36 protein-coding genes are annotated in these 26,907 nt (G+C 64.2%); 31 read left to right on the top strand and 5 right to left on the bottom strand.

The genetic code is table 11. From position 1 onward, the window contains the following. Nucleotides 1-76: 76 nt before the first annotated feature. The 4 genes from U1839_RS06250 to U1839_RS06235 form a co-directional block, all read right to left on the bottom strand. A complete protein-coding gene (locus U1839_RS06250) occupies nt 77-745 on the bottom strand; it encodes a hypothetical protein (protein ID WP_332802796.1) in 669 nt (222 codons plus the stop codon). Continuing rightward, complete coding sequence (locus U1839_RS06245; protein ID WP_332802795.1) at nt 742-1,512, bottom strand: DNA-processing protein DprA; 771 nt, start codon at nt 1,510-1,512, stop codon at nt 742-744. The genes U1839_RS06250 and U1839_RS06245 overlap by 4 nt, the downstream gene beginning before the upstream one ends. 84 nt (nt 1,513-1,596) lie before the next feature. Then, on the bottom strand, nt 1,597-2,757 hold the full coding sequence (locus U1839_RS06240) for a tyrosine-type recombinase/integrase (RefSeq protein WP_332802794.1): 1,161 nt from the start codon (nt 2,755-2,757) through the stop codon (nt 1,597-1,599). Then, nucleotides 2,744-3,730 carry a hypothetical protein gene (locus U1839_RS06235; RefSeq protein WP_332802793.1) on the bottom strand — a complete coding sequence of 329 codons (987 nt, stop codon included), beginning with the start codon at nt 3,728-3,730 and terminating at the stop codon, nt 2,744-2,746. The genes U1839_RS06240 and U1839_RS06235 overlap by 14 nt, the downstream gene beginning before the upstream one ends. 140 nt (nt 3,731-3,870) lie before the next feature. Here U1839_RS06235 and U1839_RS06230 point away from each other — a divergent pair, with 140 nt between their 5' ends. From U1839_RS06230 to U1839_RS06105, 26 genes are all read left to right on the top strand, one after another. After that, a complete protein-coding gene (locus U1839_RS06230) occupies nt 3,871-4,062 on the top strand; it encodes a helix-turn-helix domain-containing protein (RefSeq protein WP_332802792.1) in 192 nt (63 codons plus the stop codon). After that, entirely contained in the window at nt 4,062-4,322 is a 261-nt protein-coding gene (locus tag U1839_RS06225) for a hypothetical protein (protein WP_332802791.1), read from the top strand. Before U1839_RS06230 ends, U1839_RS06225 begins: the two co-directional genes overlap by 1 nt. Continuing rightward, nucleotides 4,319-4,588: a hypothetical protein gene (locus U1839_RS06220; RefSeq protein ID WP_332802790.1), complete on the top strand. Its 270-nt coding sequence runs from the start codon at nt 4,319-4,321 to the stop codon at nt 4,586-4,588. Before U1839_RS06225 ends, U1839_RS06220 begins: the two co-directional genes overlap by 4 nt. Beyond that, complete coding sequence (locus U1839_RS06215) at nt 4,585-5,088, top strand: hypothetical protein (RefSeq protein ID WP_332802789.1); 504 nt, start codon at nt 4,585-4,587, stop codon at nt 5,086-5,088. Before U1839_RS06220 ends, U1839_RS06215 begins: the two co-directional genes overlap by 4 nt. Beyond that, nucleotides 5,085-5,300, top strand: a complete 216-nt coding sequence (locus U1839_RS06210; RefSeq protein ID WP_332802788.1) for a hypothetical protein — start codon at nt 5,085-5,087, stop codon at nt 5,298-5,300. Before U1839_RS06215 ends, U1839_RS06210 begins: the two co-directional genes overlap by 4 nt. A 117-nt stretch (nt 5,301-5,417) precedes the next feature. Next, nucleotides 5,418-6,374, top strand: coding sequence for a CHC2 zinc finger domain-containing protein (locus tag U1839_RS06205; protein WP_332802787.1), 957 nt, complete (start codon nt 5,418-5,420; stop codon nt 6,372-6,374). Continuing rightward, nucleotides 6,371-7,810 carry a replicative DNA helicase gene (locus U1839_RS06200; protein WP_332802786.1) on the top strand — a complete coding sequence of 480 codons (1,440 nt, stop codon included), beginning with the start codon at nt 6,371-6,373 and terminating at the stop codon, nt 7,808-7,810. Before U1839_RS06205 ends, U1839_RS06200 begins: the two co-directional genes overlap by 4 nt. After that, nucleotides 7,803-8,576 (top strand): YdaU family protein, encoded by a 774-nt coding sequence (locus tag U1839_RS06195; RefSeq protein WP_332802785.1) that lies wholly within the window; start codon nt 7,803-7,805, stop codon nt 8,574-8,576. The genes U1839_RS06200 and U1839_RS06195 overlap by 8 nt, the downstream gene beginning before the upstream one ends. 185 nt (nt 8,577-8,761) lie before the next feature. Then, nucleotides 8,762-9,559 (top strand): hypothetical protein, encoded by a 798-nt coding sequence (locus U1839_RS06190; RefSeq protein ID WP_332802784.1) that lies wholly within the window; start codon nt 8,762-8,764, stop codon nt 9,557-9,559. After that, nucleotides 9,556-10,128 carry a hypothetical protein gene (locus tag U1839_RS06185; protein WP_332802783.1) on the top strand — a complete coding sequence of 191 codons (573 nt, stop codon included), beginning with the start codon at nt 9,556-9,558 and terminating at the stop codon, nt 10,126-10,128. Before U1839_RS06190 ends, U1839_RS06185 begins: the two co-directional genes overlap by 4 nt. A gap of 137 nt (nt 10,129-10,265) precedes the next feature. Then, nucleotides 10,266-10,439 carry a hypothetical protein gene (locus U1839_RS06180; RefSeq protein WP_332802782.1) on the top strand — a complete coding sequence of 58 codons (174 nt, stop codon included), beginning with the start codon at nt 10,266-10,268 and terminating at the stop codon, nt 10,437-10,439. 15 nt (nt 10,440-10,454) lie between these two features. Next, nucleotides 10,455-10,742 (top strand): hypothetical protein, encoded by a 288-nt coding sequence (locus tag U1839_RS06175; protein WP_332802781.1) that lies wholly within the window; start codon nt 10,455-10,457, stop codon nt 10,740-10,742. 119 nt (nt 10,743-10,861) lie between these two features. After that, the gene (locus U1839_RS06170) at nt 10,862-11,128 is read left to right on the top strand and encodes an HNH endonuclease signature motif containing protein (RefSeq protein WP_332802780.1); all 267 of its coding nucleotides are present in this window, start codon (nt 10,862-10,864) and stop codon (nt 11,126-11,128) included. 94 nt (nt 11,129-11,222) lie between these two features. Further along, nucleotides 11,223-11,600 (top strand): hypothetical protein, encoded by a 378-nt coding sequence (locus U1839_RS06165; RefSeq protein WP_332802779.1) that lies wholly within the window; start codon nt 11,223-11,225, stop codon nt 11,598-11,600. Continuing rightward, nucleotides 11,563-13,431 carry a terminase large subunit gene (locus tag U1839_RS06160; protein WP_332802778.1) on the top strand — a complete coding sequence of 623 codons (1,869 nt, stop codon included), beginning with the start codon at nt 11,563-11,565 and terminating at the stop codon, nt 13,429-13,431. The genes U1839_RS06165 and U1839_RS06160 overlap by 38 nt, the downstream gene beginning before the upstream one ends. Then, on the top strand, nt 13,428-14,702 hold the full coding sequence (locus U1839_RS06155) for a phage portal protein (protein WP_332802777.1): 1,275 nt from the start codon (nt 13,428-13,430) through the stop codon (nt 14,700-14,702). Before U1839_RS06160 ends, U1839_RS06155 begins: the two co-directional genes overlap by 4 nt. Next, on the top strand, nt 14,699-15,298 hold the full coding sequence (locus tag U1839_RS06150; protein WP_332802776.1) for an HK97 family phage prohead protease: 600 nt from the start codon (nt 14,699-14,701) through the stop codon (nt 15,296-15,298). Before U1839_RS06155 ends, U1839_RS06150 begins: the two co-directional genes overlap by 4 nt. 65 nt (nt 15,299-15,363) lie before the next feature. Further along, on the top strand, nt 15,364-16,647 hold the full coding sequence (locus U1839_RS06145) for a phage major capsid protein (RefSeq protein ID WP_332802775.1): 1,284 nt from the start codon (nt 15,364-15,366) through the stop codon (nt 16,645-16,647). 64 nt (nt 16,648-16,711) lie between these two features. Further along, a complete protein-coding gene (locus U1839_RS06140; protein ID WP_332802774.1) occupies nt 16,712-16,981 on the top strand; it encodes a hypothetical protein in 270 nt (89 codons plus the stop codon). Continuing rightward, nucleotides 16,981-17,559 carry a head-tail connector protein gene (locus tag U1839_RS06135; RefSeq protein ID WP_332802773.1) on the top strand — a complete coding sequence of 193 codons (579 nt, stop codon included), beginning with the start codon at nt 16,981-16,983 and terminating at the stop codon, nt 17,557-17,559. The genes U1839_RS06140 and U1839_RS06135 overlap by 1 nt, the downstream gene beginning before the upstream one ends. A 2-nt stretch (nt 17,560-17,561) precedes the next feature. Beyond that, complete coding sequence (locus U1839_RS06130) at nt 17,562-17,891, top strand: phage head closure protein (protein WP_443030578.1); 330 nt, start codon at nt 17,562-17,564, stop codon at nt 17,889-17,891. After that, nucleotides 17,888-18,370, top strand: coding sequence for a hypothetical protein (locus tag U1839_RS06125; protein WP_332802771.1), 483 nt, complete (start codon nt 17,888-17,890; stop codon nt 18,368-18,370). The genes U1839_RS06130 and U1839_RS06125 overlap by 4 nt, the downstream gene beginning before the upstream one ends. Continuing rightward, nucleotides 18,363-18,767, top strand: coding sequence for a DUF3168 domain-containing protein (locus tag U1839_RS06120; RefSeq protein ID WP_332802770.1), 405 nt, complete (start codon nt 18,363-18,365; stop codon nt 18,765-18,767). Before U1839_RS06125 ends, U1839_RS06120 begins: the two co-directional genes overlap by 8 nt. A 66-nt stretch (nt 18,768-18,833) precedes the next feature. After that, nucleotides 18,834-19,274 (top strand): phage tail protein, encoded by a 441-nt coding sequence (locus U1839_RS06115; RefSeq protein ID WP_332802769.1) that lies wholly within the window; start codon nt 18,834-18,836, stop codon nt 19,272-19,274. Further along, nucleotides 19,274-19,567 (top strand): hypothetical protein, encoded by a 294-nt coding sequence (locus U1839_RS06110; RefSeq protein ID WP_332802768.1) that lies wholly within the window; start codon nt 19,274-19,276, stop codon nt 19,565-19,567. The genes U1839_RS06115 and U1839_RS06110 overlap by 1 nt, the downstream gene beginning before the upstream one ends. Further along, complete coding sequence (locus U1839_RS06105) at nt 19,551-19,961, top strand: hypothetical protein (RefSeq protein WP_332802767.1); 411 nt, start codon at nt 19,551-19,553, stop codon at nt 19,959-19,961. The genes U1839_RS06110 and U1839_RS06105 overlap by 17 nt, the downstream gene beginning before the upstream one ends. Before the next feature lie 115 nt (nt 19,962-20,076). On the opposite strand, the gene U1839_RS06100 is transcribed toward U1839_RS06105, so the two are convergent. Continuing rightward, nucleotides 20,077-20,370 carry a hypothetical protein gene (locus tag U1839_RS06100; protein WP_332802766.1) on the bottom strand — a complete coding sequence of 98 codons (294 nt, stop codon included), beginning with the start codon at nt 20,368-20,370 and terminating at the stop codon, nt 20,077-20,079. 27 nt (nt 20,371-20,397) lie between these two features. Here U1839_RS06100 and U1839_RS06095 point away from each other — a divergent pair, with 27 nt between their 5' ends. From U1839_RS06095 to U1839_RS06075, 5 genes are read left to right on the top strand one after another with little or no spacing between them, the layout of a single operon-like run. Beyond that, nucleotides 20,398-22,983 (top strand): hypothetical protein, encoded by a 2,586-nt coding sequence (locus U1839_RS06095; RefSeq protein WP_332802765.1) that lies wholly within the window; start codon nt 20,398-20,400, stop codon nt 22,981-22,983. Then, nucleotides 22,980-23,633, top strand: coding sequence for a hypothetical protein (locus U1839_RS06090; RefSeq protein ID WP_332802764.1), 654 nt, complete (start codon nt 22,980-22,982; stop codon nt 23,631-23,633). The genes U1839_RS06095 and U1839_RS06090 overlap by 4 nt, the downstream gene beginning before the upstream one ends. Then, complete coding sequence (locus U1839_RS06085) at nt 23,630-24,259, top strand: hypothetical protein (protein WP_332802763.1); 630 nt, start codon at nt 23,630-23,632, stop codon at nt 24,257-24,259. The genes U1839_RS06090 and U1839_RS06085 overlap by 4 nt, the downstream gene beginning before the upstream one ends. Continuing rightward, the gene (locus U1839_RS06080; protein WP_332802762.1) at nt 24,259-24,654 is read left to right on the top strand and encodes a DUF6950 family protein; all 396 of its coding nucleotides are present in this window, start codon (nt 24,259-24,261) and stop codon (nt 24,652-24,654) included. Before U1839_RS06085 ends, U1839_RS06080 begins: the two co-directional genes overlap by 1 nt. Beyond that, nucleotides 24,651-26,900 carry a phage tail protein gene (locus U1839_RS06075; RefSeq protein ID WP_332802761.1) on the top strand — a complete coding sequence of 750 codons (2,250 nt, stop codon included), beginning with the start codon at nt 24,651-24,653 and terminating at the stop codon, nt 26,898-26,900. Before U1839_RS06080 ends, U1839_RS06075 begins: the two co-directional genes overlap by 4 nt. Nucleotides 26,901-26,907 lie beyond the last annotated feature (7 nt).

Genomic DNA, 26,907 nt, shown 5'->3' with positions numbered 1-26,907 from the left:
ATTTGTGGCGGAAAACCGCCGCTTTTTGGCGCCGTGTACGGTTTATGTACCCTTGGCGACATTAGTGAGCTCCTGATTACCATCCAAGAGCAAGGGCCGGCGCCTCAAGATCGACCACCTCGGCGTGAAACATTCCTCCTTCCGGCACATGATGACTTGTCCGAGCGGCGCAGATCGCGTGCTCGACATGCAGCCCCCTCGCCCGGAGAGCTCGAGCGCATGCGATCAAATGGCCGCCGGAGGTCGCTACATCGTCGATTAGAACCACCTGTTGCTGCGGAAGAATCGCGCGAACGCTCAAATTTGGCAGGAGCGCGTCAGGGTCGCGCTCGCCGCCTTCCGCGGCCTTTGGCCAATGTTCGCGCCAACAAAGCACTGGCGCGAGGCTCATCCCCGCAGCATGAGCTCTCACTGCAGCCGCAAGCGCGTTCCCCTTTGCGTCCGCTCCATGAGCAAGGCAATCAGAAGAGGGCACGGGCACAAGTGATGCTGCGGTGATTGGGATCTCCGCGAGACGAAGCGCAGCCCACTCGCCGAACACCGTGAATGCACCCACGCCGCTGGCCTCGTTGATCTTCACTTGGATGCCGTTCGGGCGGCGAAGGTACGCATACCCGGAGATCGGCCTCCCCTTGAGCGCCTGTACGAATTTGTACGCCGCCCAAATGGATTGATCGCTCGCCCAGTCGACCCCGGTGTCTTTCAAGCTCGGGTAAAGGGCCTGTGTATGCAGCCAGAGCGTCACGCTCCGTAGACATCGCCCAGGAGTTGCTCAGTTGAATCGAGCACCACCGTCCTTGGATGGCCGAGGAATTTTGCCGGCCATGTCAGTGAACGGTCCTCCGCCACGCTGCGAGCGATCACGAGCCACCGTCCCAATCGCTGGCACTCTGCTGCCTGGTGCAGAGTCCCTGAGGTGTCAGACGCCTCAATGACTACGCTTGCATCCGACAACGCCGCCATCGTCCGATTACGCGCCGGGAAGTTCGACGGGAAGACGCGTTCACCGGCAGAGAATTGCGAGACGAGCAGGTGGTCCGCGTAAATGCGCTCCTGCAGATCCTTGTTCTTGGCCGGGTACGCCTGATCGAGCGGCGTACCGATTACCGCGATAACGCGCCCGCCAGCTTCCATCGCACCGGTCAGAGCTTCGGTGTCAATGCCTTCTGCCAAGCCGGACACCACCACCACCCCGGCAGATGCAAGCCGCCGGCCAAGCTGATGCGCCCTGCGCCGGCCCATCTCCGAGGCTTTCCGCGCGCCGATGATCGCGATGCAACGTTGCTTCAATAGCTGGACGTCACCGGCCACGAACACACGCCCGGTACCACTAGCATCGCTTTTCGTGACATTGCGGAGGAAGTCCATCTGCTTGGGCTCAAGGGCATCGCGCCCTCGTTCCGCCAGCAAGTCCGCGAACCGTACGGCGTGCACATCGGCCGGCGGATGGTACCGACTGGTCCATCGAGCGGGCGACTGGTGGCGCTGATCTTCCATTGCTGCCGTCGCCATGCCCTGCCTTTCGCGTGGTGCGAAAAGCATGCACTGCCCGGGATATTTCCGCAATAGCCGCAGATCCGCGTCTATTACCCAAGCCTACCCGAGCAATGCCCGCTCGGCGCTATCCGCCAGCGCGGCGTCCGCCTCGGCATCGACGATCAAATGGCCGTAGGTATCGAGCGTCAGCTGGATCGTGGCGTGCCCCATCCAGACCTGCAGTCGCTTCAGATCGACCCGCTGGTTGATCCACGCCGAAGCCGCGGCGTGGCGCAGGTCGTGGAAGCCATAGCGCGGCTTCCAGATCACGTTGCCATCTTCGTCTTTCTTGCCGCTGTCGATCGCGAGCCCGGCGGCAATCTGCACCTTGAGGAAGAGTAGGCCGATGCCCTTCTGATCCAGGACGCCGCCCCGCTCGTTCGGAAACACTAGATCCTGTTTGCTCGGCGGGCATTGCAGCTTCCATTTGCGAAGCGCGGCGATGAGGCTCTTGCCGATCGGAATAGAGCGTCGCGCCGCTGCCGACTTGGGCGCGCCGATATCGTTCCAACGGTCGGCGCTCTGACCTACCTCGACCTTTTCGCCGACCAGTTCAACCGACGGCCAGGCGAGCGCGCGCAGCTCGCCCTGGCGTAGCCCGGTGAACGTCGGCACCCTCACGAGGATAGGGAGGCGCGGATCTTCGTTCCCGAGACGATCCGCCGCTTCGATGATCGCGCGGAGATGCTCTTTCGGCGGGATCGTCACGCGCTCGACGTCGCGGTCGGTTCGCTTGACCTTCACGCCGGCCGCCACGTTCTGCGCGACCAGTCCGCGCCGCTGGGCTTCGTTCAGGATCATCGACAGGTGACGAACCGCCTTGCGCGTCATGGCCATCGAGCGGGTCGCCTTCATCGCGTCGACGAACTGGACGACCTTGGGCGCCGTGAGCCGTGCGAGCTTTTCCTTGCCGAGCAGCGGGGCAATATGAAGGTCGACCATCTCGCGATAGGCCTTGAGCGTTCCACGCCCGAGGCCGTTCGTCTCGCTGTTGGTGATCCAGATCGATGCGGCCTCGGCCACCGTCACACTGGTGCTGTCCGGTGTGTGGACGCCGGCGGCGACCTCGCCCTCGGCCTTGACCCGAAACGCGTCGGCGTCGCGCTTGAGCGCGAATTGCCGGGTCAGCGTCTTGCTGTGCTGGTCCACATAACGGACGCGCCATGCCTCCTTCTGCTCGCCGCTGGCGGTGCGCCATGCGCGCTTTTTAACTGTCGCCATTATGCATCTCCGGGGTTTCTTCGTCTTCCGCCATCCAGCGCAGTTCGCTCGCCACCGACATGCCGATGGGCGTGAGCAGCGGGTTATGGCTCGTGCTACCGTTGGCGATAAGCCCGAGCTGGGCGAGCCTCTTGCTTTGGGCGATCGTCATCGCTGGAGCCGAAGCGATCATCGCTGCCACTATATCTCGCTGATCTGAGTCGAGCCGCGCGATGATGGCTGCGGCCTGGGCCTTCTCCTCGACGGTCAGAGGGAAGACCTTGCGGAGGTCCATCATCTCTATCGCGCGCTCGACTTCGACAGCGCTACCAACGCCATTCGCGAAGATGCCCATAGCGTCATTAAGGGCCGTCTGCTCCCGCTGGATTTCATCGACAATGTCCGCGCGCAGTTCCTCGGCGGTCCCGCATTCAAGTTCATACACCGCTTTTTTCAGTATCTCGCGCACGACTTCGGTGCCGTTCAGGATCACCCGCCGACGACTTTCCCCGACCACGCCAACACGATCGTAGCTGACTATCTTCTCTGAGAGTTCGGAGGCGGCGACCGTCTGAACGGATAGATAATTATCGATGTCGGTTACTCCCGAGGTCGCAAGCTCGCGCATCACCTCCGGCGTAAGCATCCAGAACCACGGCTCAATGGACTCAGGAGGATCCATCGTCCGCAGTTCCAAGGTATTGTAGGTGGCGAGCAGAGCGGTGACTCGCATTTCTGGCCAGTTGCCCAGCACCGTATCCGCTGCCAACTTCGGCGGAAAGCCGATCTGAATCAGCTCCAAGCCTATCCCCATCTGTGTCAACTGCGAGAAATTGTAGCTTCCCGCCTTGCCTCTGCCCGGCAGTGCCCGTCGCGGAAGCCCCTGCTTTTGCATGTGCTTTAGACGCGATGTGAACGCGCCCCGCTTCTGCCAGTCCATATTGTGGACTCGCGCCAGCGTTTCCTCGACCTGTGCGAAGGAGAGATCAACCATCTCGCGTACCTAGCAACGATTTTGCGGGGGTTCGCCGGATGTTCCCGCTTTTTGCTTGCTTCATGGTCGCTCCTGGCTTACTTGGCCAATATTGGTCTTCATGATTGACGACCAGTGATAACGATCATGAATGTAAGAGAATGGAGGCGGCTTTGCAATCCCTATCTGATGATCTCCTCGACGGCGCTGCTGCGGCGGCTCGGCACATGGGGCTTTCACGTAGCGCGGTCTACCGAATGACCGACGCCGGGCACCTCCCGGTAGTGCGAAAGGGGCGTAAGCTCTTCTATCGGAAGAGCGACCTTGAGGCCGCGTTCAAGACCGTAGCCTGATGCCCGCCGAAATCATCGACTTCGCCGCCTTCCGAGCGGCGGTCGCCTCGACCGGCAGCGACGCGCACGCCAAGACCAAGGCGCTCGGCGCCTATCTCGGCGCGCTCGCGATCAACGAAGCGTATGACGATGGCCCGGCGTTTTCCGGCGTGATCGCCGCCCTTGACGAGGCGCGCCGTTACGTCGGCCAGGTCAAGCTTCGCGACATGGCTTCGCGGCTGCTGGATAAATTCCCTCTCGATGGACCGGGTGCAGCATGAGTCAGACCACGAAAACCGAACGCTGCGGCGGCTGCCGCTTCTGGGACGAAGATACGCATTACCGCAGTGCCGACGGCTTCGGACTCGGCGATTGCCGCAGACATCCGCCAGTCGTCGTTGACTGTCTCGTCAAGGCGAGAACCAACGACGACGTCGACACTACTCCCACTTCGGGCGCTGTGGTCGGCGCAAGCCTGTGGCCGGTGACCGGGAGGACCGACTGGTGCGGCGAGTTCGAGTCCTCGGAGCCGGAGATGCCGATATGATGAGCGGGTTCATTCGCACCTATTCTCCGGACGGCACCGCCATCGCCGTCGACCAAATCCTTCGCATCGGGCCGGAGAAAGCCACCTCTGAGCGGCGCCATGCGGTCTGCAGCACCACCACGCGCGACGGCAAGGGCTATGGCTTGCACCCTACCGAGGTCGATGAACTGATGCGCCGCCCGTTGCAGCTGATCCCGGCGCTACCTGGCATCAACTTGGTGAATATCGACACCCACCCCACGGATGGCGTTTACGGCGCCACCTACCGCTATCCGGTGATCGCATGGGCGCTCTGCATGGACGGCGAAATTCGTGTCGTCACCCCGAATGGCGTCAATGACGGGGCTTCAGACGACCGGGAAAATGGCTTCCACGTCGAGATGCCCGACGGCTCGATTCACAGCGTTGGCTCTTACTCCGAACCCAGTTTCGCCACAGATATCGCCGAGCTTGAGCGTGAATTGCGCAAGCCTCGGTGGGCGGATGGGTCGGAGGCATGATCGCGCCCGTCGCTGAAACATCGCCGCTTGAACTGGCGTGGGCCGAATACGACGCTGCGGTCCTCCGGCTGCACGCGGCCTATGGAGCCGCGGGCGACCGCGACACACTCGCCGGGCGACGTGCGCGCATGGAGCTCGGCCTGGAAGCCGTGCGCCTTTGGACGGCGTTCATGGCCCTTGCCGAGGTGGACCTCACGAGGTCTGCGGCATGATGGCTCAGGTGCTGCCAGAGGCCTGCGCCGACATCAGCCGCACGGAGCCCTCGCCCGCGCCGGTCGAGGGCTGACGCCGTGGCGGGGGCGCACCGGGGCGCCTGTGGCGGGGGCCGCATGTCGGACACTGACTTTCGTCGGCTGGTCGATAAGCTGAAAAGCGAAATCCCTATCTCAGGGGTCATCGGCAAGGCCGTGAAGTTGAAGAAGGCGGGAAGCGAATATTCGGGCTTGTGCCCATTCCATCACGAGAAATCGCCCAGCTTCTATGTCAACGATGCGAAGGAGTTCGGGCACTGCTTTGGCTGCGGCTGGCACGGCGACGTGATCCGGTTCGTCATGGACAAGGAAGGCTGCGGCTTTCGCGAAGCATATCACCGGCTCGCGAACGACGATCTCCCGAAATGGACGCAACAGGAGCGGACCGAGGCGCAGGCCGAAGCCCGGCTCGAGGATCTCGAGAGGGAGCATTGGGCGCGACAGTTCTTCGCCGCGTCCCGGCCGATCGCCGGCACGCCTGCGGAGACCTATCTCCGCGCGCGCGGCATCACGATCGCCCTGCCCGACTTCGTGCGCTTCGGGATGATCCCGTCATGGCGTGACAAGGAAACCGGGGAATGGGGGCGCAACCGTCCCGCGTTGGTCTGTGGCGCGCAGGGCGGCACCGATGCCGTCGTCGGCATCCAGCGCATATTCTTCTCGGGCGATGATCCTCGCCTCGGCAAGGCCGATTGCAAGCTGAGCCTCGGCACGATCAAGGGTTCGGCGCTGCGCCTGGCGCCGGCCGAGACGACCATCACCATGTCGGAAGGCCCGGAAGACGGCTTCTCGATTATGCAAGAAGGGCCCGGCCTGCCGGTGTGGGTGCCGTTCGGCACCAGCATGATGCCGGCGGTGCAATTTCCCCCGGTCGTGCGCCGGGTGATCATCGCCGGGCAGAACAACACCGCCGGTCGCATCGCGTCCGGAAAAGCAGTGGCCGCGATCCTCGAACGCGGCATCGAAGCGACGCAGGCTTGGCCCGGTGAGGAGTTCGACGATTGGAACGATCAGTTGCGGGGCATACGTCGATGAACGGATTCGACGGCCATGTCGCCGAGCTGCACGATCAGCCTAGCAGCCTACGCAACTTCGACGCCGAGATCGGGCTGCTCGGCGATCTGCTCGCCAATAACCAGCTAATCGACCCGGCCGCGGATCTATGCCGGCCACTCGACTTCTCGGTACCGCTCCACGGTAAGGTGTTCGGCCAGATGGTGATCGAGATCGCGGCAGGCCGAAAGGTCGACGCGATCACGCTCGCCCCGTATTTCCAGGACGACCCTGACTGGTCACGCACGTATTCTATATTGGCGGCGGCCAGTCTCAACGCCGGTACGCGGGCGCGCACCAAGGCGCTGCTCCAACAGGTCACAATCCTGTCCAGCCGGCGGCGACTCGTCGCCGGGCTGCAAGACGTAATACACGCCGCTCGCGATCTCACGATCGAGCCAGCACAGTTGATTTCCGATGCCGACGAGGTGGTCGCGGAGATCGCCGGGGGTGACGACGAGGTCACGCAAGCGCCCGTCGGCGACTATGCGCAGCTGGTAATCGACAGCTTCGGTAAGCCGGTGATCGGTGTGCGAAGCGGGGTTATCGGTTCACTCGACGATCTGATGGGTGTGCTGCGTCCGACTAATTTCGTCGTGACTGGCGGGCGGCCGGGCATGGGAAAGACGCTCGCCGTCACGAACTATGCGCGCGGCGCCGCCGAACGCGGCCACGGCGTTATGCTGTTCAGCCTGGAAATGAGCGCCGACGAGCTGACGCGCCGCATCCTCGCCGAAATGTGCCATTCGATCGAAGGCGGCATTCTGTACGAGCACGTCCGCGACGGTACCGTATCGGCCAACGAGATCGAACGCGTGCGGCAGGCGAAGGAACGGCTGGACGCGCTGCCCTTTGAGATATGCGATCGATCGGGTCTGACCCTCGCGTCGCTCGTTCGCCGCGTGCGGTCGCACAAGCGCCGCCTCGCCGCCCGCAACCAGAAGCTCGAACTGGTCATCGTCGACTATCTCCAGCTGATGGCACCGAGCCGCCCCGGCATGTCGATGTACGAGCACGCCTCGGAGGTCAGTCGCGGCCTCAAGGTGCTGGCGAAGGATGAAGACCTTGTCGTCATGGCGGTGGCGCAGCTCAACCGCGACGTCGAGAAGCGGCCGGACAAGCGGCCGATCCCCGCCGACCTTCGCGACAGCGGCCAGATTGAGCAAGACGCCGACATTATCCTCTTCGTCTATCGCGAGGAGGAATATCTCAAACTCCAGCAACCCGACGACCCGCACAGCGCCGACTATGCCAAGTGGGACACCGACATGCGGGCGGTGAAAAACAAGATCGAGTTCATCATGCCCAAACGTCGAAGCGGGCGGACAGGCAAGGCCCTGGGCTGGTTCTTCGGCGACTATGCGGCGATCCGCGGCGCCGACTTCTATCGCTCCGGCGGGGGCGAATACCATGGCTGAATTTCCCGCCCTACCATTGTGGACCGACGCCTATCTTGGCGACACCACGCATCTCGATGCGACCGAGCACGGTGCGTATTTGCTACTGCTGATCTGCGCGTGGCGAGCGCCTGACACGACGCTGCCCGACGACGACCGCCTACTTGCCAAGTACGCCCGATGCGGCACCAAATTGTGGAAGCGACTGCGCCCGGTCATCGCGCCGTTTTTTGAGATCAGGGACGGGCGATGGAGCCAGTTGCGTCTCCTGGAGGAGAAACAATTTGTTGTCCGCAGGCGCGACAGTCAGGCGGCTAACGGGCGAGCTAGTGCATTGAAAAGAAAGGCGCGGCATTCAACCAAGCGACCAACCAAGAATCAACCAAGCGAGCAACCAACCGGCAACCACTCGGCAACCCCCACACCCATATTACCATTACCTAACGGTAATGGGCGCGATGCGCCGGTGGTTGATCCGGTGAAAGCGCTCTTTGATGCGGGCGTCGCGCTCCTGACCTCGGCGGGTATCAGCGCGAAAAACGCCCGCTCGATGGTAGGCAAGTGGCGCAAGGATCGCGGCGACGACGCGGCCATGTCAGCTATCGCCGCAGCGACCGCGCGATCGATAACGGACCCGGTCCCGTGGATCGAAGCGCGGCTGCTCTCGGCCGGCGCCACCGCAGACGAAGCGCGGGCGAAGTCGAGCGCCACAGCCGAATGGTATCGTTCCTTGGATATGGGCGGCCCGCCTGATCGGTCGGTCGTTGTCGATAGCGGGACTATTTAACAGCGAGTTGGGGCGGGGTTGAGTGAATGAGTACGTGTGACGAAAAAGCCGGCGGCAAGCCACCGAACCCGCGCAGCGAATGGGCTAGGCGGCGAATCGCCTCGCTGCCGGCGCGAGCGGTCGACCATGACGAACTCGCCGCCGCTCGCGCTGAAACGCGTCGGCGGGCCCAGCGGGCGCGCGACGTGATCGACGTCCGCGACGAGTTCGCCCCGACGCCTGAGCAAGCCGCAAAGGCCGAATATGTGAAGGCGCCCGTGTTTGATCGCGACCCGCTGACCGGGCGGGTCAGCTTGAAAGGCAAAGCGTACCAGCGCCGCGCGCGGTTCGAGACCATCCAAGGCCTTACCGTCGACCAGCTGCGCGCGCTGCGCTTCTATCGCGCTGAGTTCGACAAGTCGGAGCTTTCGGAGATCAAAAGCGGTCTGGATATTGAGGGCAAGGGGGGCGGCGGCAGTGGAGCCGAAGCCGCCATCGCGCGGATCGACGCCATCGTCGCAGCGCGTTTCCTTATCGGTTTGATCGAGGCAGGTATTCCGACCGTGCAGCTGCCGATCCTGCGCGCGGTGGCGCTCGATGATCAGGACTTCAAGACGATCGCCATCGCCATCTATGGCGGCCGCGACGTTCAGCGCATCGATACGAGCCGGCGCAAGCCGACGCTGACGACGTCGCTCGAGCCGCGATCGGGGCGACACCGGGAAAATGTCCGAGAGGAGTTCCTGCTTGCCGCGCGCAACCTCGTCGGCGCGGTCTCACCGTTCATGAGCAACGAGCGCCAGCCATCGACCGATGCGGCGCGGCGTCGCGCCGATGTCGAGTCTGAGACGATGGCCGCGGTGGTGAGTGAAGTCGGTCTACCATCCGTCGATCCGGCATTCCTTGACGAGAATGGCAGGATGCTTCCCTTCCACCAGGTGCGTGTTATTATTCTCGAACGGTTCGCGGCATCGGCGGACGAGCAAAGGCAGGGTCTCGAATGACCGTCGCATCACCCAAAGGTCTGTCGGTTCTGCGCGGTATCAGGCTTCCGCCCCGCAACGGCGCCGCACCACTAATCCTTCGAAACATTGCGATTGTCGTCGAGGTAGAATCATTGGCGCTTTCTCCATCGGGTGAATGGAGCCCGGGTTACGAGAATCGGTGCGACGCCGCGTCCATTGCCGTGTTCGGCATCACCGAGGCTGAAACAAAGCCACAATGTCCGACCCGCGAGAACTATGATTACGACGACAAGACAATCGCTTCCTTTGAGGAAGCGCTCGCCGCTTGGGAGGATTGGGAAAGGACGATCCGGTCTTACGAATACGAAATCGAGGGCGATGGTGCCCGCGCGTATTGGGGAAGTCGCAATGTCGACGTGGCCAACGGGTGCGGAGCAACGTTGCGATGCTTCAGTCGGTTCAAGCGCCAGCTGTTCGTAGCAACCAATCACTTGCTCCCTCGCGCCACTATCTTCGCGGATGCCAACGGCAAGCCTCCACCGCAGTCCGCTGAAGCATGGGGCGCTATTCTTGCAGCTGATGCGGCGAAGCGCCCGCGTAAGGGATAGAGTGGGCCTTGCGCCGGGGCACGGGAACAGGCATAAGGCGCAGCACTTGAGTTGCGCCTAGCGCAAAAAACCATGCCCGCAGGCTGACGCCGCGGGCATCCTCATTTCAGCGATGTCGAGACGGCGAGGAGCATGCGATGCCCGAGCCGTCGCACATCGCCAAGGCACAGAAGCTTCGCGCTCTCGCCGATGAACTCAATACGTTAGCTGACGCGGTCGAGCAGCCATCGCACCACATCGATCGCTCGAACCAGCTGATCGCCGAGGGCGAGCGCATTGCCAAGGCAACATGGTCGGTGTTCCGCGGCTGAGCAAGGATCCTCGCCATGCCAACAATTCTCTCCATTCTCGAAATAGTCGCGATCGGTGCGGTGGCCGTCGCGATCTATCTGCGCACCACCGTCGTCATCATGAAGGACCCAGACATGCCCGGACTCAAGCAACAGATCGCCGCGCTCGCGGCCAAGCAGACCGATCCCTCGACCCTCGTCTCGATCGACTCGTTCAACGGACTGGCCAAGCGCGTCGGTGACGTCGAGCATGCGATCGACAATACCGATCCCGATCCCGTGCCCGCGCAGGATGGCACGGTCATCGCCCAGGCGGCTGGCTAAGGCTGATCGCAATCACCAAGCCGGCGCGGTTTCAATCCTGAGCCGCGTCGGCATTGGATGAGCATATGGCTTGGCAAGGTGTAAGCCCGAATAGATCACGTGGGCGACGCTGGCGTCGATTGCGTGATCTGGTGCTCGCCGAGGAGCCGCTGTGTCGGTGGTGCGTCGAGCGTGACACGGTCACGAAGGATAGCCTCAGCACCATCTGCGACCATATCGTTCCGCTGACTGAGGGCGGCACCGACGACCGGGACAACCTCGCCGGGATGTGCGAGCCGTGCCACGATCAGAAGACCGCCGAGGAGGCAGCCCGGGCGCAGGGGCGCGCGGCGCCGACTGTGCGCCGGTGCCAGCCAGTGGGGGCGGACGGGTGGCCGACCGGGTGACCCGGGCGGGGGTGGGTGAAATCGCTTCCGGCGCGCCTGCCGGACACCGCCCCAACGCCAAATTATCGCATTCACAATTCAGACTTCGGGGGTCGTGATGCCGAAGCCGAGGCTTCCGGCGCTCAAAGCCAAGGTGATCGGCGCTGCGGCGCGCAGCCCAGGCCGGTTCAAGAAGCGCTCAAATCCGAAGACAGCCGCGCTTGGCGGGCCGCCCGTTCACCTCGATGTTTTCGCGAAGCGGGCGTGGAATCGCTTCCGGGCAGAGTTGCCGTGGCTGGTCTCGTCTGACGCCGCCGTCCTCGAGATCGCCGCCATCGTGCGCGGCAAGCTGCTGTCGGGCGACGTGCCCGGCATCACCGCGCTGAACATGTACCAATCGGTGCTCAGCAAGCTCGGAGCGACGCCGGCCGACCGCAGCAAGGTGGACGTACCGGATGACGAAGAAGCCGACGAGTTCTTCGGTACCTGCTGACCGGGCGACGGATTACGCGCTGGCGGTGACAGCCGGCGAGATCATCGCCGGTCCCCATGTCCGCAACGCCTGCCGTCGTCATCTCGACGACCTGGCGCGCGGCGGTGAGCGCGGGTTGCGATTCGACCCCGACGCCGCCGACCGCGCCATCCGGTTCTTCGAGACCCGGTTGAAATTGTCGGAAGGGCAGTTCGAGGGTCAACCGCTGCTGTTGCAGCCCAGCCAGGCGTTCAAGGTCGGCTCGATCTTTGGTTGGAAGAAGCCCGACGGCACGCGTCGCTTCCGCCGTGCCTATGTCGAGGAAGGCAAGGGCAACGGCAAGTCGCCGATCGCCGGCGGCATCGGGCTGTACGGCATGATGGCAGACGGCGAGGCTGGGGCGCAGATCTACGCGGCGGGTGCGACGAAGGATCAGGCCGGCATTCTGTTTCGCGACGCGGTCAACATGGTCGACAAGTCGCCGGAGCTGAAAAAGCGGATCAAGCCGAGCGGCGGCCCGGGGCGCGAGTTCAACCTCGCGCACCTGCCAACGGGCTCTTTTTTCCGTCCGATCAGTCGCGAGGCGAAGAAGACGGGGTCAGGCCCGCGTCCGCATTTCGCGCTGTGCGATGAGGTTCATGAGCACCCTGATCGCGGCGTCATGGAAATGCTCGAGCGCGGCTTCAAGTTCCGGCGCCAGCCGCTGCTCTTCATGATCACGAACAGCGGGTCGGACCGCAATTCAGTTTGTTGGGAGGAGCATGAGCACGCGGTCAAGGTGGCCGCCGGCAACCGGGACGCGAAGGACGACGACGCCCACTACCTGGGCGAACCCGTCGACGACACGACATTCAGCTATGTCTGCGCGCTCGATCAGGGCGACGATCCGCTGAACGACCCGAGCTGCTGGCCGAAGGCGAACCCGCTGCTCGGCATTACGATCACCGAAGAATATCTCGCCGGCGTCGTCAAACAGGCGAAGGACATGCCGGGCAAGTTGAACAACATCTTGCGCCTGCACTTCTGCGTGTGGACCGACGCTGAAACGGCGTGGATGACGCGGGCGGTGCTCGAACCGGCGCTAGTGGAGTTCGATCCGGCGATCCATCACGGCAAGCGCGCCGCTTTCGGCATCGATCTCTCTCAAACGCAGGATCTGAGCGTCAAGGCCGGCGCCGTCGAGGTCGGCAAGGTCGAAGCCGGCGAGCATATCGGCAAGCCGATCGTGGAAGCATGGATTGAAGCATGGACGCCCGGCGATACGCTCGCATCGCGCGCACTGCGCGACAAGGCGCCGTATGACCAGTGGGTCGCTGCCGGCTTCCTTGAGGCTCCGCCCGGCAGGAACATCAGTTTTCGGCATATCGCCGCGGCGATCGCGCGCGATGCCGTCGATTTCGACGTGATCGCGCTCGGCTATGACCGGTACGCCTACAAGGCCAGCCTGGCGCCGGAACTCGAAGATATCGGCGTCTCGATCGAGCAGGTTGAGCATCCGCAGGGCGGCAAAAAAAAGGGCGCCCCATCGCCCGCCATGGTCGAGGCCGCCAAATGTGAAGGCCGCGACCCCGAAGGTTTGTGGATGCCGGCATCCGTCAAGCTGGTCGAGGAAATGTTGCTCGAAGGACGGCTTCGCCTGCGCCGCAACCCGGTGCTGATCTCGGCCATGATGTCGGCCGTCTGCGAACACGACCCGTGGGGCAATTACTGGCTGTCGAAGCGGCGGGCGGTGAACAAGATCGACGCTGCCATTGCCCTCTGCATGGCGGTCGGGGTGCTGATCAGAGGGGGAGGATCCGCTGTGCCATACTCCCCTTGGGACGATCCTGCCTTCACGATGGTGCCGGCGTGAAGCTGTTCGGCATGGAGATCAGTCGCGCGCGCACCGCCGACGTCGAGCAGCGCGCGATCGCGATCACGCAAGACGCGAGCTATGAGCAGATTCTCGCGTTTTTCGGCCTTGATCCGTCGAAAATGCCGGCCGTCACCAGCCGCTCCGCACTTCGCGTACCCGCCGTCCTATCGGCGGTTACATTTCTGTCGCGGACCATGGCCACGCTTTCGCTCGGAGCCTTCCGCTCGACCGCCGACGGCCCGAAGGAGCTTGGCGGCCGACTTCAGACGCTGGTGCGGGACGCGCCGAATCCGGAATGGTCGAGCTGGAACGCGCGAGCCTATTTCTGGCAACAGGTGTTCCTACACGGGCGCGGCCTGTTCGCGATCCTGCGCCAGAATGGCCAGCCCTATGAGCTATGGCCGCTCAACACGTCGGCGGTGCGCGTGTCGATGAACGTCTTTGGCGAGAAATCGTACACGGTTACCGTCTCGACCACCCAGCCGGTGATCAAGACTTTCACCGCCGCCGACATCATCGACGTGCCCTTTATGCTCGCGGAGGACATGTGCAACGTCTTCAGTCCAGTGATGCTGGGCGAAAAGGCGATCCAGCTCGCGCTGGCGATGAACGATTACGGCTCCGCCTTCTTCGCTGGCGGCGGCGTCCCGCCCTTGGCCATGGAAGGGACGATCGCCGGGGGCAAGGAGGCTCAGCAGCGCGCGATGGCGGACGTCAGCCGCGCGATCGACGCGGCGCGCACGAGCGACAAGCCGATTTTCCCGATGCCGCCGGGCTACAAGCTCACCCAGGTCGGATACGACCCGGCAAAGGGGCAGATGACCGAGGCACGGCAGTTCCAGCTGACCGAGATCGCGCGCGTTTTCCAGATGCCGCCGGTGTTTTTGCAGGACCTCACGCACGCGACATTCACGAACGCCGAGCAGCAGGATCTCCACCTCGTCAAGCATCTCATCAGCCAGTGGGCGACGGCGCTTGAGCAGGAAATGAACCTCAAGCTGTTCGGTCAGATGAACGGACGCCGCTACGTGCGACATGATATCGACAGCCTCCTGCGCGGCGACTTCAAGACGCGAATGGATGGTCTCGCAGCCGGCGTTCAGAATGCCCTGCTCACGCCAAACGAGGGCCGGAAATCCGAAGGGCGCCCGGGGCTCCCCGGCGGCGACCATCTCCTTATTCAGGGTGCGACGGTGCCCCTCGGCAGTCAGCCGACGGTCCCCACTCCTACTCCGACGACCATACCCACGAAAGGCGGGGCGAAATGAACCGGGAAAAGCGTGCCAGCGCCCAGCCGCTGAAGGTCGAAGGCGCCGATGGCGGCAGCACGATCGTCGGATATGCCGCCGTGTTCGGCAGCCCCGCCAGCATCGGCGATATGTGGGTGGAAGTCATCGAACGGGGCGCATTTACCGAGACGCTGGCGTCGGGCGACGATGTGCTGGCGCTGTATAGCCACGAGATCGACCGACTGCTCGGCCGTAGCAGCTCCGGCACGCTACGGCTGGCGCAGGACGACAAGGGCCTCGCGGTCGAGATAGACCTCCCCGACACCAGCGACGGGCGCGACGTGGCCGTGCTGGTCAAGCGCGGCGACCTGAAAGGCATGTCGTTCGGCTTCTGCGTCACCAAGCAGGAATGGGACGAAACCATCTCGCCACCGAAGCGCACGATCATGGCTGTTGACCTCTATGAGGTGACGGTCACGGCCGACCCCGCCTATGATGACACCGAGGTGGGTATGCGCTCCCTCGAAGCTGTGCGGCGCAGCCGCCGCAGCCAGAATTTCAGCGCCGCCGCCAAGCGCGTGGCGATGAAGATGACCGTCGATCTGCGAGCCCGCGGGATGACGAGTAAAGCCTAGCGCATCCGCGCACCGGCCCAAGTGAACGCCTGCCCCGGCAGGCCTTTTCTTTGGAGAAAATCAACATGCCGACCCTTCGTGAGCTGCAGGAGCAGCGCGAAACCCTCCTTGCCGGCGCGCGCGAGCGGCTGGATCAGATCAACAACAACACCGACGAGAGCCGCACCCGCGAGCTCGAGCAGCAGCATGACGCCGCGATGGCCGAACTGGACACGCTCGACGCGCGCATCGAGCGCGACATGCGTCTCAGCGACGCCGAGCGCCGCGGCGAGCAGTTCCGCGAACAGGAACTGCGCAATCGTCGCCCGATCGCGCCGGTCAACGGTGCGCCCGGTGGCGGCAGCAATGGTGAGATCACCTATCGCGACGCTTTCCATGCCTATCTTCGCTCCGAGGGCAACATCGCGGTGCTCTCCGAGGAAGAGCGTTCGATCCTGCGCCGCGGCTTTACCGACGTCAGCCAGGAATCGCGCGCGCAGGTCACGGGCACCAATACCGCTGGCGGCTATGCGGTTCCGATCGAGCTGCAAGCCGAGATCATCAAGACGATGAAGATGTGGGGTCCGATGTACGACCCCGGCATCACGCGCGAGATGAACACCACCAGCGGCGTCGCCCTGCCGTTCCCGACCGTGGACGATACCGGCAACACCGCCGCCGGCACCACACAGGGCACCACCCTGCCTGATGATGGCAGCGGCGACGTGACGTTCGGCCAGCGCTCGCTCGGCGCTTATGCGTACGCCACCCCGTGGATCCGCGTCTCGAAGGAGTTCGCCGACGACGCCATTCTCAATGTCGAATCGCTGCTTGGCGATCTGCTCGGCGAGCGCCTGGGCCGTACCGCGAACAGCCAGTTGACCGTCGGCAGCGGCGCGAGTGCCCCGAACGGTATCGTCACCGCCGCCGGCCTCGGCCTCACCGCTGCATCGGCGACCGCGATTGCGGCCGACGAGCTGTTCGCCCTGCAGCACTCGGTCGATCCGGCTTATCGCCAGTCGCCCAAAGCCGGCTGGATGCTCGCCGACCTCACGCTGAAGTCGATCCGACTGCTGAAGGACGGTCAGGGCCGCTACCTCTGGCAGATGGGCAACATTCAGGCCGGCACGCCGAACCTGCTGCTGGATTATGCCTATCACGTGAACCAGGCGGTGCCGCAGATCGCGACGGGCAACCGCGCGCTGCTGTTCGGCGATCTCGGCAAATATATCGTCCGCAAGGTCGGTTCGCCGCTGATCGGCGCCATTCAGGACAAGGATTTCTGGCCGGGCTTCGGCATCGCCGGCTGGATCCGCTTCGACGGCAACCTGATGGACGTCGCTGCCGTCAAGGCTCTGAAGCTCGCCTAATTCTAGGGCGCGCAGGCGGGGCGGGTCGCGAGGCCCGCCCCAAGCTGCTTTCAAGGAGAATATCATGGCCGATGAAACCACGCCGGCGGCGCCCGCCCCGGCATCCGCCGACGCCCCGGTCACCCCGCCGGCCCCGCCGATCGCGGATGGCCCAGCCATGCGCGTGCGGATGCTGACCAGCATGGCCGGCCCGGATATCAGCATGTCGGTTGGCGACATCTACGAATGCGACCAGGCGGAGGCCATTCGCCTGATCGAGGCAGGCTTTGCTGCGCCCGAGGCCGATGCGCCGAAAGAGCGGGCGGTCAAGAAGGGCCCGGCGGAGACCCGCTGATGTGGCTCGCGGCGCAAACCACGGTCCAGCCGTCCGGTGACGTCGTCGCCCTGGCCGAGGCGAAAGCGTTCCTGCGCCTCGACGCCGGCTTCACCGCCGATGATGTGACGGTCGTCGGCCAAGTCGCGGCGGCGATCATGCATATCCAAAAAGAGACCGGCCTGCGCTTCCTCACCCAAACCGTCGTTCTTCGTGCGAGCGACTTCACCGACCTGATTCACTTGCCTGTCGGGCCGGTACAGTCGGTGAGTTCGGTCGAATATCTCGACAGCAACGGCATGGCGCAGATGCTCGATCCGTCGAATTATGAGCATTTCGGCGCCGATCTCGACCAAGGCGTGCGTGCCGCGTTCAATTATCGCTGGCCGGTGGTGCGCCGGGTCGCGGACGCGGTGAAGGTCACCGCGGTGGTCGGCTACGGCGCCCCGGCGGACGTACCGACGCTACTGCATCAGGCGATCATGATGCTGGCGGCCGACTGGTATGAGAACCGCGAAGACACGGTCGCCGAGCGCAGCGTGAAGCCGGAGACCATGCCGAACGGTGTCACGGCGATCCTCTCGAACTTCCGGGTGTAGGGATGCGCGCCGGTCGCATGCGGCAACGGGTCGATATTCAGGCGGCAAGCCAGGTGTCGGATGGCGCTGGCGGCGAATTGAAATCGTGGGCGAATATCGCGTCGAGCGTGGCGGCGGAGATCATCCCGCTCACCGGCGGGGAAGCTTTCCGACACGGCGTCGCGAACAACACGCAGTTCTACCGCGTGACGATGCACCACCGCGATGGCGTGACGCCGGCGAACCGGCTGGTGTGGAACGGGACGCTGCTGAACATCCGGACATGCGGCGACCCCGAGAACCGCCGCCGCAATCTGGTGATGACGGCCGAGAGCGGAGCTGGCGAGCCATGAGCGGCAAGCGATCGACGATCAAGGGAGCGGCGAGCTTCCGGCGGATGCTGAAGGCGCTGCCCGACAGCGCCAATACCCGCCTCGTCGCGTTCCTGAACAATGCCGGGCCGGTGATCGCCACGGCGATGCGCGAGAAAATCCCCGTCCTCGCGTCGCCCCGCCCGCACCGCACCGCCGGCGCCGCGCGCGACAGCATCACGTGGAAAGTCACGCCGAAGACGCTCAATCTGAAGGTCGGCGAGCTGACCAAGAAATCGATCGTGTTTTACGCGCACATTCTCGACGTCGGCCGCAAGGCGCAGACGGTGAATGTCACGCGCGGCAGCAAGGCCCCGTACACCATGCGCGTGCCGGGAATGGCGCCGCTGAACATCGTCCGGGCGACGCGCACCGCGTTCCGGGTCGATACATTGCCGGGCTACCGCACGTTGATGGATTCGATCCTGCTCGATGCGGCGAAGGGTGCGGGCAATGACTGACCTGACCGGTGCGGTGCAAAGGGCCTTGTTCGCGGCGCTGAGCCCCGTGGGTGGCCTGCCGCCTGTGTATTCCGAAGTGCCAATCGGCGCGAATGACCTGCCCGAATATCCGTTCACGCTGCTCGGCGACGATCAAGTGACGGAGGTCGGGGGTAAGGACGCATCGATCGAGGAACACACGGTCGCGATCCATGTGATTTACCAGTCGACGACGAAGCTGACCGTGAGAGCCGCTCAAGACCTCGTGAAAGGCGCGCTGCATCTCCAGCCGATAACCGCTGCCGGCGCGAAGCTATCAAATCCAACCTTCCAGAGCGGCAACCTCGTCCTGATGGACGACGGCGCGACCTACGTCGGCACCCAGAATTTCAAGCTTTTCGCGCAGCCGGCCGGCTGACGCTCCACCCCATCACCAATCACCGCCCGCGCCTCGCCAGCGCGGTTTTTCGCATGGAGAAATGACATGACCAAGGGCATCGGTAACGACTATTTTCTGTGGGTAGAGACCGCCACCCCCGACACGTACGCGATGCCGAAGGGTCAGCAGACCTTCCAGCGCAGCGGCACGCCGGACAAGGTCGACACGACCTCGAAGGACAGCGGCGGCTACAAGACGAGCCGCTTCACCTTCAAGGATTGGAACGGCAAGGTCGATATCCTGCCCGATCTGCCCGACGCGGCCGGGTATACGCGCCTCGAAACGCTGGTGCTCGCCTATCCGCAGGTTCCCTTCAAAATCCAGATCCGCAAGGGCGGCACGGCCGGCACGACCGGCGACGTCGTGTTCCAGGCGCTGGTGACCGGCGCGATGACGCAGCAGGACGCGAGCTTTAACACGCCGCTCAAGTCGTCGTTCGAGTTCATGCTCTCGACGGCGCCGACTGTTGACGCGATGGCCGTCTGATGGCGGAGATCACGCTTGGCGGGAGCGTATACCCGCTCGCGCGCCCCGACGACCTCGCGGCGCGCATCATGGCCAGCAGCGGCATCAGCTTGGCAGAGGCGCGCGTGCTGCTGGTCGGCAGCAAGCTTCCGTCGCTGCTGGCGCGCGCGGTCGTGCCGTTGGTACCGGTCGACGCGCTCGATCCCGCTCAGGTGGGTGAACTGGTCGGCTTGGGCGATATGGCGGTGATCGCCGCGGCCGTCGCTCCGTTCTACGCCGACCCGGTGGAGGTGCCGCATGTCGCTGGCGAATGAGACACGCGGCGAGCTGTCGTTGACGCTGGAAGGTGTCGAATACGGCCTGCGCCCGAGCCACGAGGCGCAGGAGGCGATCGAGACCGCGCTCGGCAAGTCGTGCGAGATGCTGGCGCTGGCGGCTGATAATGGCCGCATGACCTTGCACGAGAACGCGACCGTCGCTGGCGCGTTCCTGCGGGCATGGGGCGTCCAGGTCGGCGACAAGACGGTGGCGGCGTTCAACGACAAGCGGTTGAAGGCGGTGATCGTCGAGGAAGGCTCGATGTTGGTCAGCCGCCGGCTTGGTATCGCACTCTACATGGCGATCTCGGGCGGAGTGACCGCGACGGGGGAAGTGAAGCCGGTGACGACGACGAGCCCGTCACCGGCTCCCGACGTCGCCGCCGCTTAGCCGGCATCGCGGCGGCCGCGTTTCATTGGTCGCCCGATACCTTCTGGCGCAGCACGTCTCACGAGTATTTCGCGGCGCTTGAGGCGTGGCAGGAAATGAACAAGGTACCGACGCCCTAAACCTCCCATGCCGCCGGCAATGGTGCCAATGGCGTCCTCGGCGTGCGGCAATGGGGGCAAACGCTGGCATCGCGGGCAACGGGCTCGCGGCAGGCATCGCACGATACAAGCTCGCCGCTCTTCAAGCGCTGCGCGGTCGGATCGATACGCGGCATAACCAGCACGGCGACAAAGGCAAAGGGGCCGAACAGGAACCCCAATAGAGCCCATATCGGCACCGATCGGTTCTTCCCGGCAGCAATGGCCCCGACGACGAATGCCCAAATTACGCACCACGCTGCGATCGTCATAATACTAACCCTATTGCGGGAGGTCGCATGGCCGACGCTACCGACACCCGCGCTTTATTGCTCACGATTCAGGCGAATACCGAGCTTCTGCGCTCGAACCTGACACAAGCCGAGCGTGCGGTGCAAGAGTTCACCGCAAAGACGCAACAGCACCTCGACAGCAGCGACGCACGGTTCGAATTTTTCGGGCACTCTATCGAGCGGCTGGAGGGGCCGCTCGAGCACCTGAAACGCGTCGGTGAGACAGCGTTTGCCTTCATGCTCGGCGAAAGCCTGATCGAGAAGGGTAAACAGGCACTGGAGTTCGCGGGCAATATCGAATTTGCTTCGCAGAAGATCGGCGTCTCGACCACTTTCCTGCAACAGTTCCGATATGCAGCGAGCCAGTCGGGCGCGACGATCCTCGATACCGATGCTGCGCTCACGAAGTTCTCGCGCTCGATCGGCGAGGCGGCAAACGGCAACAAGAAGGTCATCGAGCTATTCAACCGGCTCGGCGTCCAGGTGCTGGATTCAGGCGGCAAGGTCCGCTCGGTCGAGGCGATCTTCAAGGAAACGTCCACCGCGATTTCAAAGATCCCCGACCCGGCGCAGCGTACGGCCGACACGCTAACGCTGATGGGCCGCGGCGCGAGCAACCTGATCCCGCTCATGGCGCGCGGCGCGCAGGGGTTCAACGAGTTAGCCGACGCGGCTGACCATCTCGGCATCGTGCTCAGCCCTGAGCTGATCGAGCACGCCGAAGAGGTCAACCATAAGCTCGCTGGGTTAAAGCTTATCCTCGATGCACAGATGGCATCGGCAGTCGCTTCGAACGCGTCATCGATCGAGGGCTTGGCGAACTCGCTGATTTCTCTGACGTCGGCGATATTGAAATTCCAGAGTGCGCACCCCGAAGTCGCCTTCGCGATGCTTGGAGCGGCCGGCGGCTCGCGTTTCGGCCCATGGGGCGCGGCCATCGGTGCGGTCGCAGGCGAGGCTGCAGGCCACTTTGCTCGGCAGAATGCCGACGAGCAGAATATGGATCCTCGCTTCCGGGCCCAGCGGCTGCGTGAGGCGAAGGCGAGCTATGACCTGCTGGCGCGCGATCCGAATTATCGACGCGGCGTAGCGAACCCGACGATCGATCATGCGCGTGACGAACTCGTGCACCAGATGGACCTGACCAAGCAGGCCATCGCGCTTTCGAAATCGCCAAAAAAGCCCGAAGGCGGCCTCGGTAGCGATGAAGCGGGTGACTCCAACCCCGATATATCCCACCACAAGAAGGGTAAATCCGCCGAACAGCTTGCCCGCGAAGCCGAGGCCAAACGCCAGCGTGCGCTTGCGGAAGACAGCGCCTTTGACCGCGAACTGCGCTCGGCGCAGGTGGCATATCAGCACGCCGAGGCCGCGCTCGCCGACACCGCGCAGAACCAGCTGCGCGCCGAACTGGCTTCGCTGCAGGATGCGCTGATCACGCGCCGCGACGAGATCGACAACCAGCTATCGGCCGGCAAGATTTCCAAGGTGCGGCGTGACCAGCTTGTCGCGATTCTCGATGCGACCGAGGCTGACCAGGAAGAGCTTGCGCGGCGCAAGGAGCAGGCGCGACTGTTGAGCGAAAAGCTCGCGCATGACCAGCTTGAGGTTCAGGGTCAGGTCGAAATGCTCGGCCTCGACGAGCGGCTTGCGTACACCCGCAAAGAGCGCCTGAAAATCGAGCTAAAAATCTTGGAGCTTCAGGAGGAGCAGGCGCTTCGCGAGCAGCAGAAGATTATTGATGACCCGACCAGCACGGCGGCGCAGCGGCAGGACGCGCAGACGCGGCAAGGCCAGGTCAAGGATCAGTACGGGAAGGCGCAGGAAGACACGCGCCGCCAGAACGCCAGCCCGATCGACTCCTACAAGGATCAGTTGAAGCGCGACGTCGGCGACATGAACGATGCGCTTCAGTCGGTTGAGGTCGACGGGATAAAGGGCATTCAGGACGGCCTCATCGGTATCATCAACGGCACCGAAAGCGTCGGTTCGGCCTTCAAGAAGATGGCCGATCAGATCATCGCCGATCTCATAAGGATTGCCGCCGAAAAGCTGATCCTGTCGGTGCTCGACAATATCGCCGGCCTCGCTGGAGGCGGTTCGGTTGGCGATGGGAGCCACGATATCAGCAATGGGGCAAAGGGCTTCGCGGACGGCGGGATCCCCGGCTATGCTGGCGGTGCGCGGGTGATCAAGGGCGCTGGCAGTGGCACCTCCGACAGCATCTTGGCGCTGCTCGGCGGACGCAAACTAATCCGCGTGTCGAACGGCGAGTCGATCAACACCGCCGAATCGACGCGCCGGAACTGGGCACTGATCGACGCCATGAACCAGGGGCCCCTTCCCGGCTTCGCGTCGGGCGGCATGCCGAGCGCTCCGCGCGCACCGTCGCTGCCGAACATCGCCGGCATGGGTGGCGGTGGGGCGATCCAGTTCAACATGCCGATCAGCATCAACGCGCCTGGCGCCGACCCCGCCGCGCTCAAGCGCGTCGAGGACTCGGTCGACCAGCTGCGCTCCGAGGTGCCCGCGACCGCGATCCAGGCGGTAGCTGAGGCGAAGAGCCGCTTCATGTTTCGAGATGGCCTGTGACGTCGATCGTTTTTCCGCGCCCGATCATCACCGGCGGCATAAAGTCGTCATCGCTCGATCCGAACCGGATCGACTACCTCTCGCCAACCGCAGGGGGCCGCGTTTTCTCGGTGACGGCTGGGCAGCCACTGTGGTCGATTTCGCTCACCTATGCCAACCTGATGAGCGAGGACGCCTTCGCGCTGAAGGCATGGGTCGACAGCCTCGCCGGCTCGCAGCGGCTGATCTTCGCCTTCGATCCCGACCGCCAGATACCGCTGTTCCACCAGGGCGGGCGCCCCTTCGTCGACGCGCCCACATCGTGGGCGCAGACGATCGATGGCAGCGGCCTCGCATTGCTCGCATTGACCGGCCTGCACCCCGGGCAGGTTGTCTCGGTCGGCGATTATGTCGGCTTTGCGTGGGGCGCGAGCAAGTTCACGATGGTGCGCGCGCTTGAAACCGTGACCGCCAATTCGGGCGGGACGGCAGGCTTCGCGATCGAACCACCCGTGCCCACGCTCAGCGTGCCCTCAGACGCGACGACGACGCTACGCCGCGCGGGGTGCCTGATGCGCCAGGACACCAGTCAAACGAAACTGCCCGATATCGACCTCGGCTTCATGCCTGCGGGCGCGCGGATCGTTGCTGTCCAGGACCTTATCTCGTGAAGATTTTCACCGATGCGGCGATGGCGGCTTTCGCCAACGGCACGGCGCAGGTCGGCGGCGCCGTCATCATCACCTGCGATCCGCCCGTCAAGGTTTGGTCGGGCTATGGCCAGTTGACGATCGGCGCCGATACTTACGACGGCATTGGCGACCGCGCGCTGGCGCAGAATAGCAGCGCGTCGCTCGGCGGTACCGCCCAGGCGGTCACGCTGGCGTTATCGGGGGTCGATCCCGATCTTCTTCCGCTGCTCGACGCGGCTGAGCTTCAGTCGGCGCCGGCCGTACTGACGCGGCTCGTGTTCGACGGCAGCGGGACCACGCTGCTCGACCATCACGTATTTACACGCGGCCAGGTCGACCAGTTGAACATCGAGGAGACGCCGAAGGGCGAGGCAACGATCACACTGACGATCGAGGGCGCGGCGCGCGGGCTCGGTCGGCGTGGCGGGCGGATGCGCACCGACGCCGATCAACGGCTGATCTCGGCGACCGATGGCGGCATGAAGCATGTCAGCTATGCGGCGGCGAAGACATTGTATTGGGGCGGGCAAAAGCCATCGACGGTCGGCAGCACCTTCGGCTCGATCTTCTCCACCGTCATCTCGCCGAAGTTCGCGACCGCCTGATGGTCCGCGACTATGAAGCCCTCCACCGCTATCTAGCGGAGCGCTCGCTGATGCCGCTCGCCTGGGGTCGGGACGGCAACGACTGCATCAGCCACGGCGCTGGCGCTGTGCGTGTCCAGAACGGCCGCGAGCTTCTGGATGGGCTCAACTGGACCAGCGCGATCAGCGCCGGCCGGATCATCGCCCGCGAGGGCGGGCTCGAGGCGATGATCTCGACACGGCTCCGCGCCATCGCGCCGGCGCACGCGCATCGCGGCGATATCGGCGCGGTACCGGGTGACCAATATCTCGGCGGGCTGGCGATCGTCGTCGTCGACGGTGCGCTCCTCGTCGGACCTGGCGGAATGCGGCTGGCGCGGCATGCGATGACGCTCGCCTGGGGCATTGATCCGTGAGCAAGCTGGTCAAGATCATCGCCGCCGCGGTGCTGATCGTCGTCGGCGTCGTGACCGGCAATTTCCAGTTGATCCTGGACGGCGTGCTGCTGCTCGGCTCGGCGCTGCTGACACCGGGCAACAAGCAACAGGCGCGCCAAGCCGAGACGACGTCGCTGCAGCTCGGCGAGGTGCCCCGCCAGGCAGTCTTCGGCGAGGCGTTGATCGGCGGCAGCCTCGAAGATGCGTTCAACTATGGCGGCCAATACGGCACCGACTGGGAAGTGTTGCCGATCGTCCTGGCAGACCATTATTGCGAAGAACTGATCGGATTCTACGCCAACGACCAGTTCGTCGCCTTCACCGGCAACGGTATGGTGCCGGGCTACAACAACCAGTTGTCGGTCACCTTCTACCCAGGCACGGAGGGCCAGACGGCCGATCCGACGCTGACCGGCCATGGTGACTGGACCTCGGCCGACCGGCTCACCGGGCTGTGTTACGTCGTCGTCGCCTACAAGGCCGATGACGAAAAGAACAAGAACCCGATCTGGACCGCGGGCCGGCCGCGCTTCAGCTGGTTGCTCAAGGGGAAGCGCTGCTACGATCCGCGCAAGGATTCGACTGTCGCGGGTGGGTCAGGCGCGCACCGGTGGGCTGATCCCTCGACATGGGAGTGGACCGATAACCCGATCGTCATCCGCTACAACTGGGTACGTGGTGTCTATGCGTGCGACCGGGTCGGGCAGCCCGATATGCTGCTAGTCGGCCGTGGCCTGTCGGCGATCGAGGCGCCGCCCGAGAATGTCGCATGGCGCGCCAACATCTGCGACGAGATGGTCGCGCTGGCAGCAGGCGGGAGCGAGAAACGTTACCGCTTCAACGGACTGATCAAGGCCGACGAAGTCTATCTCCAGACCGAGGAGCGCTTCGCCGCGGCATGTGCCGGCGTGATCAAATCGCCGGAAGGTAGCGTCGAGGTCGACCCAGGCCATGCCGTGACGCCGAGCTTCTTCATCACCGATGCCGATTTCGTGACAAAGAAGAAGCGCACCTTCGCGGCCTTTCGCAGCAAGGCCGACACGCAATGGGTCAACACGATCATCCCGCGCTATGTCGAGCCGAACCAGAAATGGCAGGATCATGCCGCGCCGATCCGGCGCGTCTATGCCGATGTCATCGCCGATGGCGGGCCGCGTGAGGCGACTCTATCGCTGCCCGACGTCACCTCGGGCACGCAGGCACAACGCTGCGGTGAGATCGCGCGTCGCATGGGTCGCCTCAAGCGCACCGGAGGCGGTACCTTCGGGCCGCTGTATATCGGGGTCGAGGAGGGCGACTGGGGCGTCCTGACGTCGACCAGGTTGACCAAGGGCCTTCCGGTGGGCGTTCGCGCCGAATCGATGCTGCTCGACCAGAGCTGGCAGAACAGCCTGCAGTTGCGCGAGATGGTGGCGAGTGTGTTCGACTGGTCGACGGCCGACGAGATCGCCGAAGGCGCGGTGGCGACGGCGAACCCGGTGCCGGTGTTCGGCGGCGCGCCCGACGTCGCGGAATGGGCGGTCGCCGGTGGTGTCGTCGCCGGTGAAAATGGCGCGGTGCTGCCGGCGATTTTCCTGACCGGCGGCGCCCTCGACCCGTATGCGACGTCGCTGATCGTCGAATATCGCACTGTGACGGTTGATCTGTACGAGACCGGCCTGCCGGTGCTGACCGTCACCGGCGGCCTGACGCTGGCGGAGGCCGATCCCGGCCCGTGGATTGCGGAGACGCCAATGTCGCCGGCGACGACAGCGTACACGCTACGCGGCCTCGCGGCTGGGCAATTCTACCAGGTCGCGGTCAGCTACCTTGTGCGCGGCACGGTCGGCGACCGCCTGATCCTTGGCCCGGCCCAGGCCGGGGCGATGGCGGTCGCGCGGACCTGTTATGTCATCGTCGGCTATGATGGCGCTATCCCGTTGTCGAGCGACGGCACCAACATCTACGTCACCGCCTTCGACGCGGTGCTCGACGATGCGCGGCCGATCAGCTTCCCGGCCGCGACGGTCGCCGGGCTGACCAACAGCACGAAATATGGCGTGTTCTGGAACCTGACGGCCGGCGCCTACGAGGCCGAGTTATCGCCGGCGCTGATCCGTAAGGCGTCGTCGGATTATGTGTTTCTCGTCTGGCAGGCGACCTCGAATGGCGCCGGCACCTATCCGTCTTCGCCACCCGATCCGCCCGGTTTCGGCGGCTACGGCCCGCGCGAAGCACTGCCCTAAAAGGATT

Source organism: Parasphingomonas halimpatiens, from assembly GCF_036663795.1.
GTDB lineage: Bacteria > Pseudomonadota > Alphaproteobacteria > Sphingomonadales > Sphingomonadaceae > Sphingomonas.
Note: the sequence above shows the minus strand (reverse complement) of the source record. Positions and strands in the feature narration are given on the sequence as shown.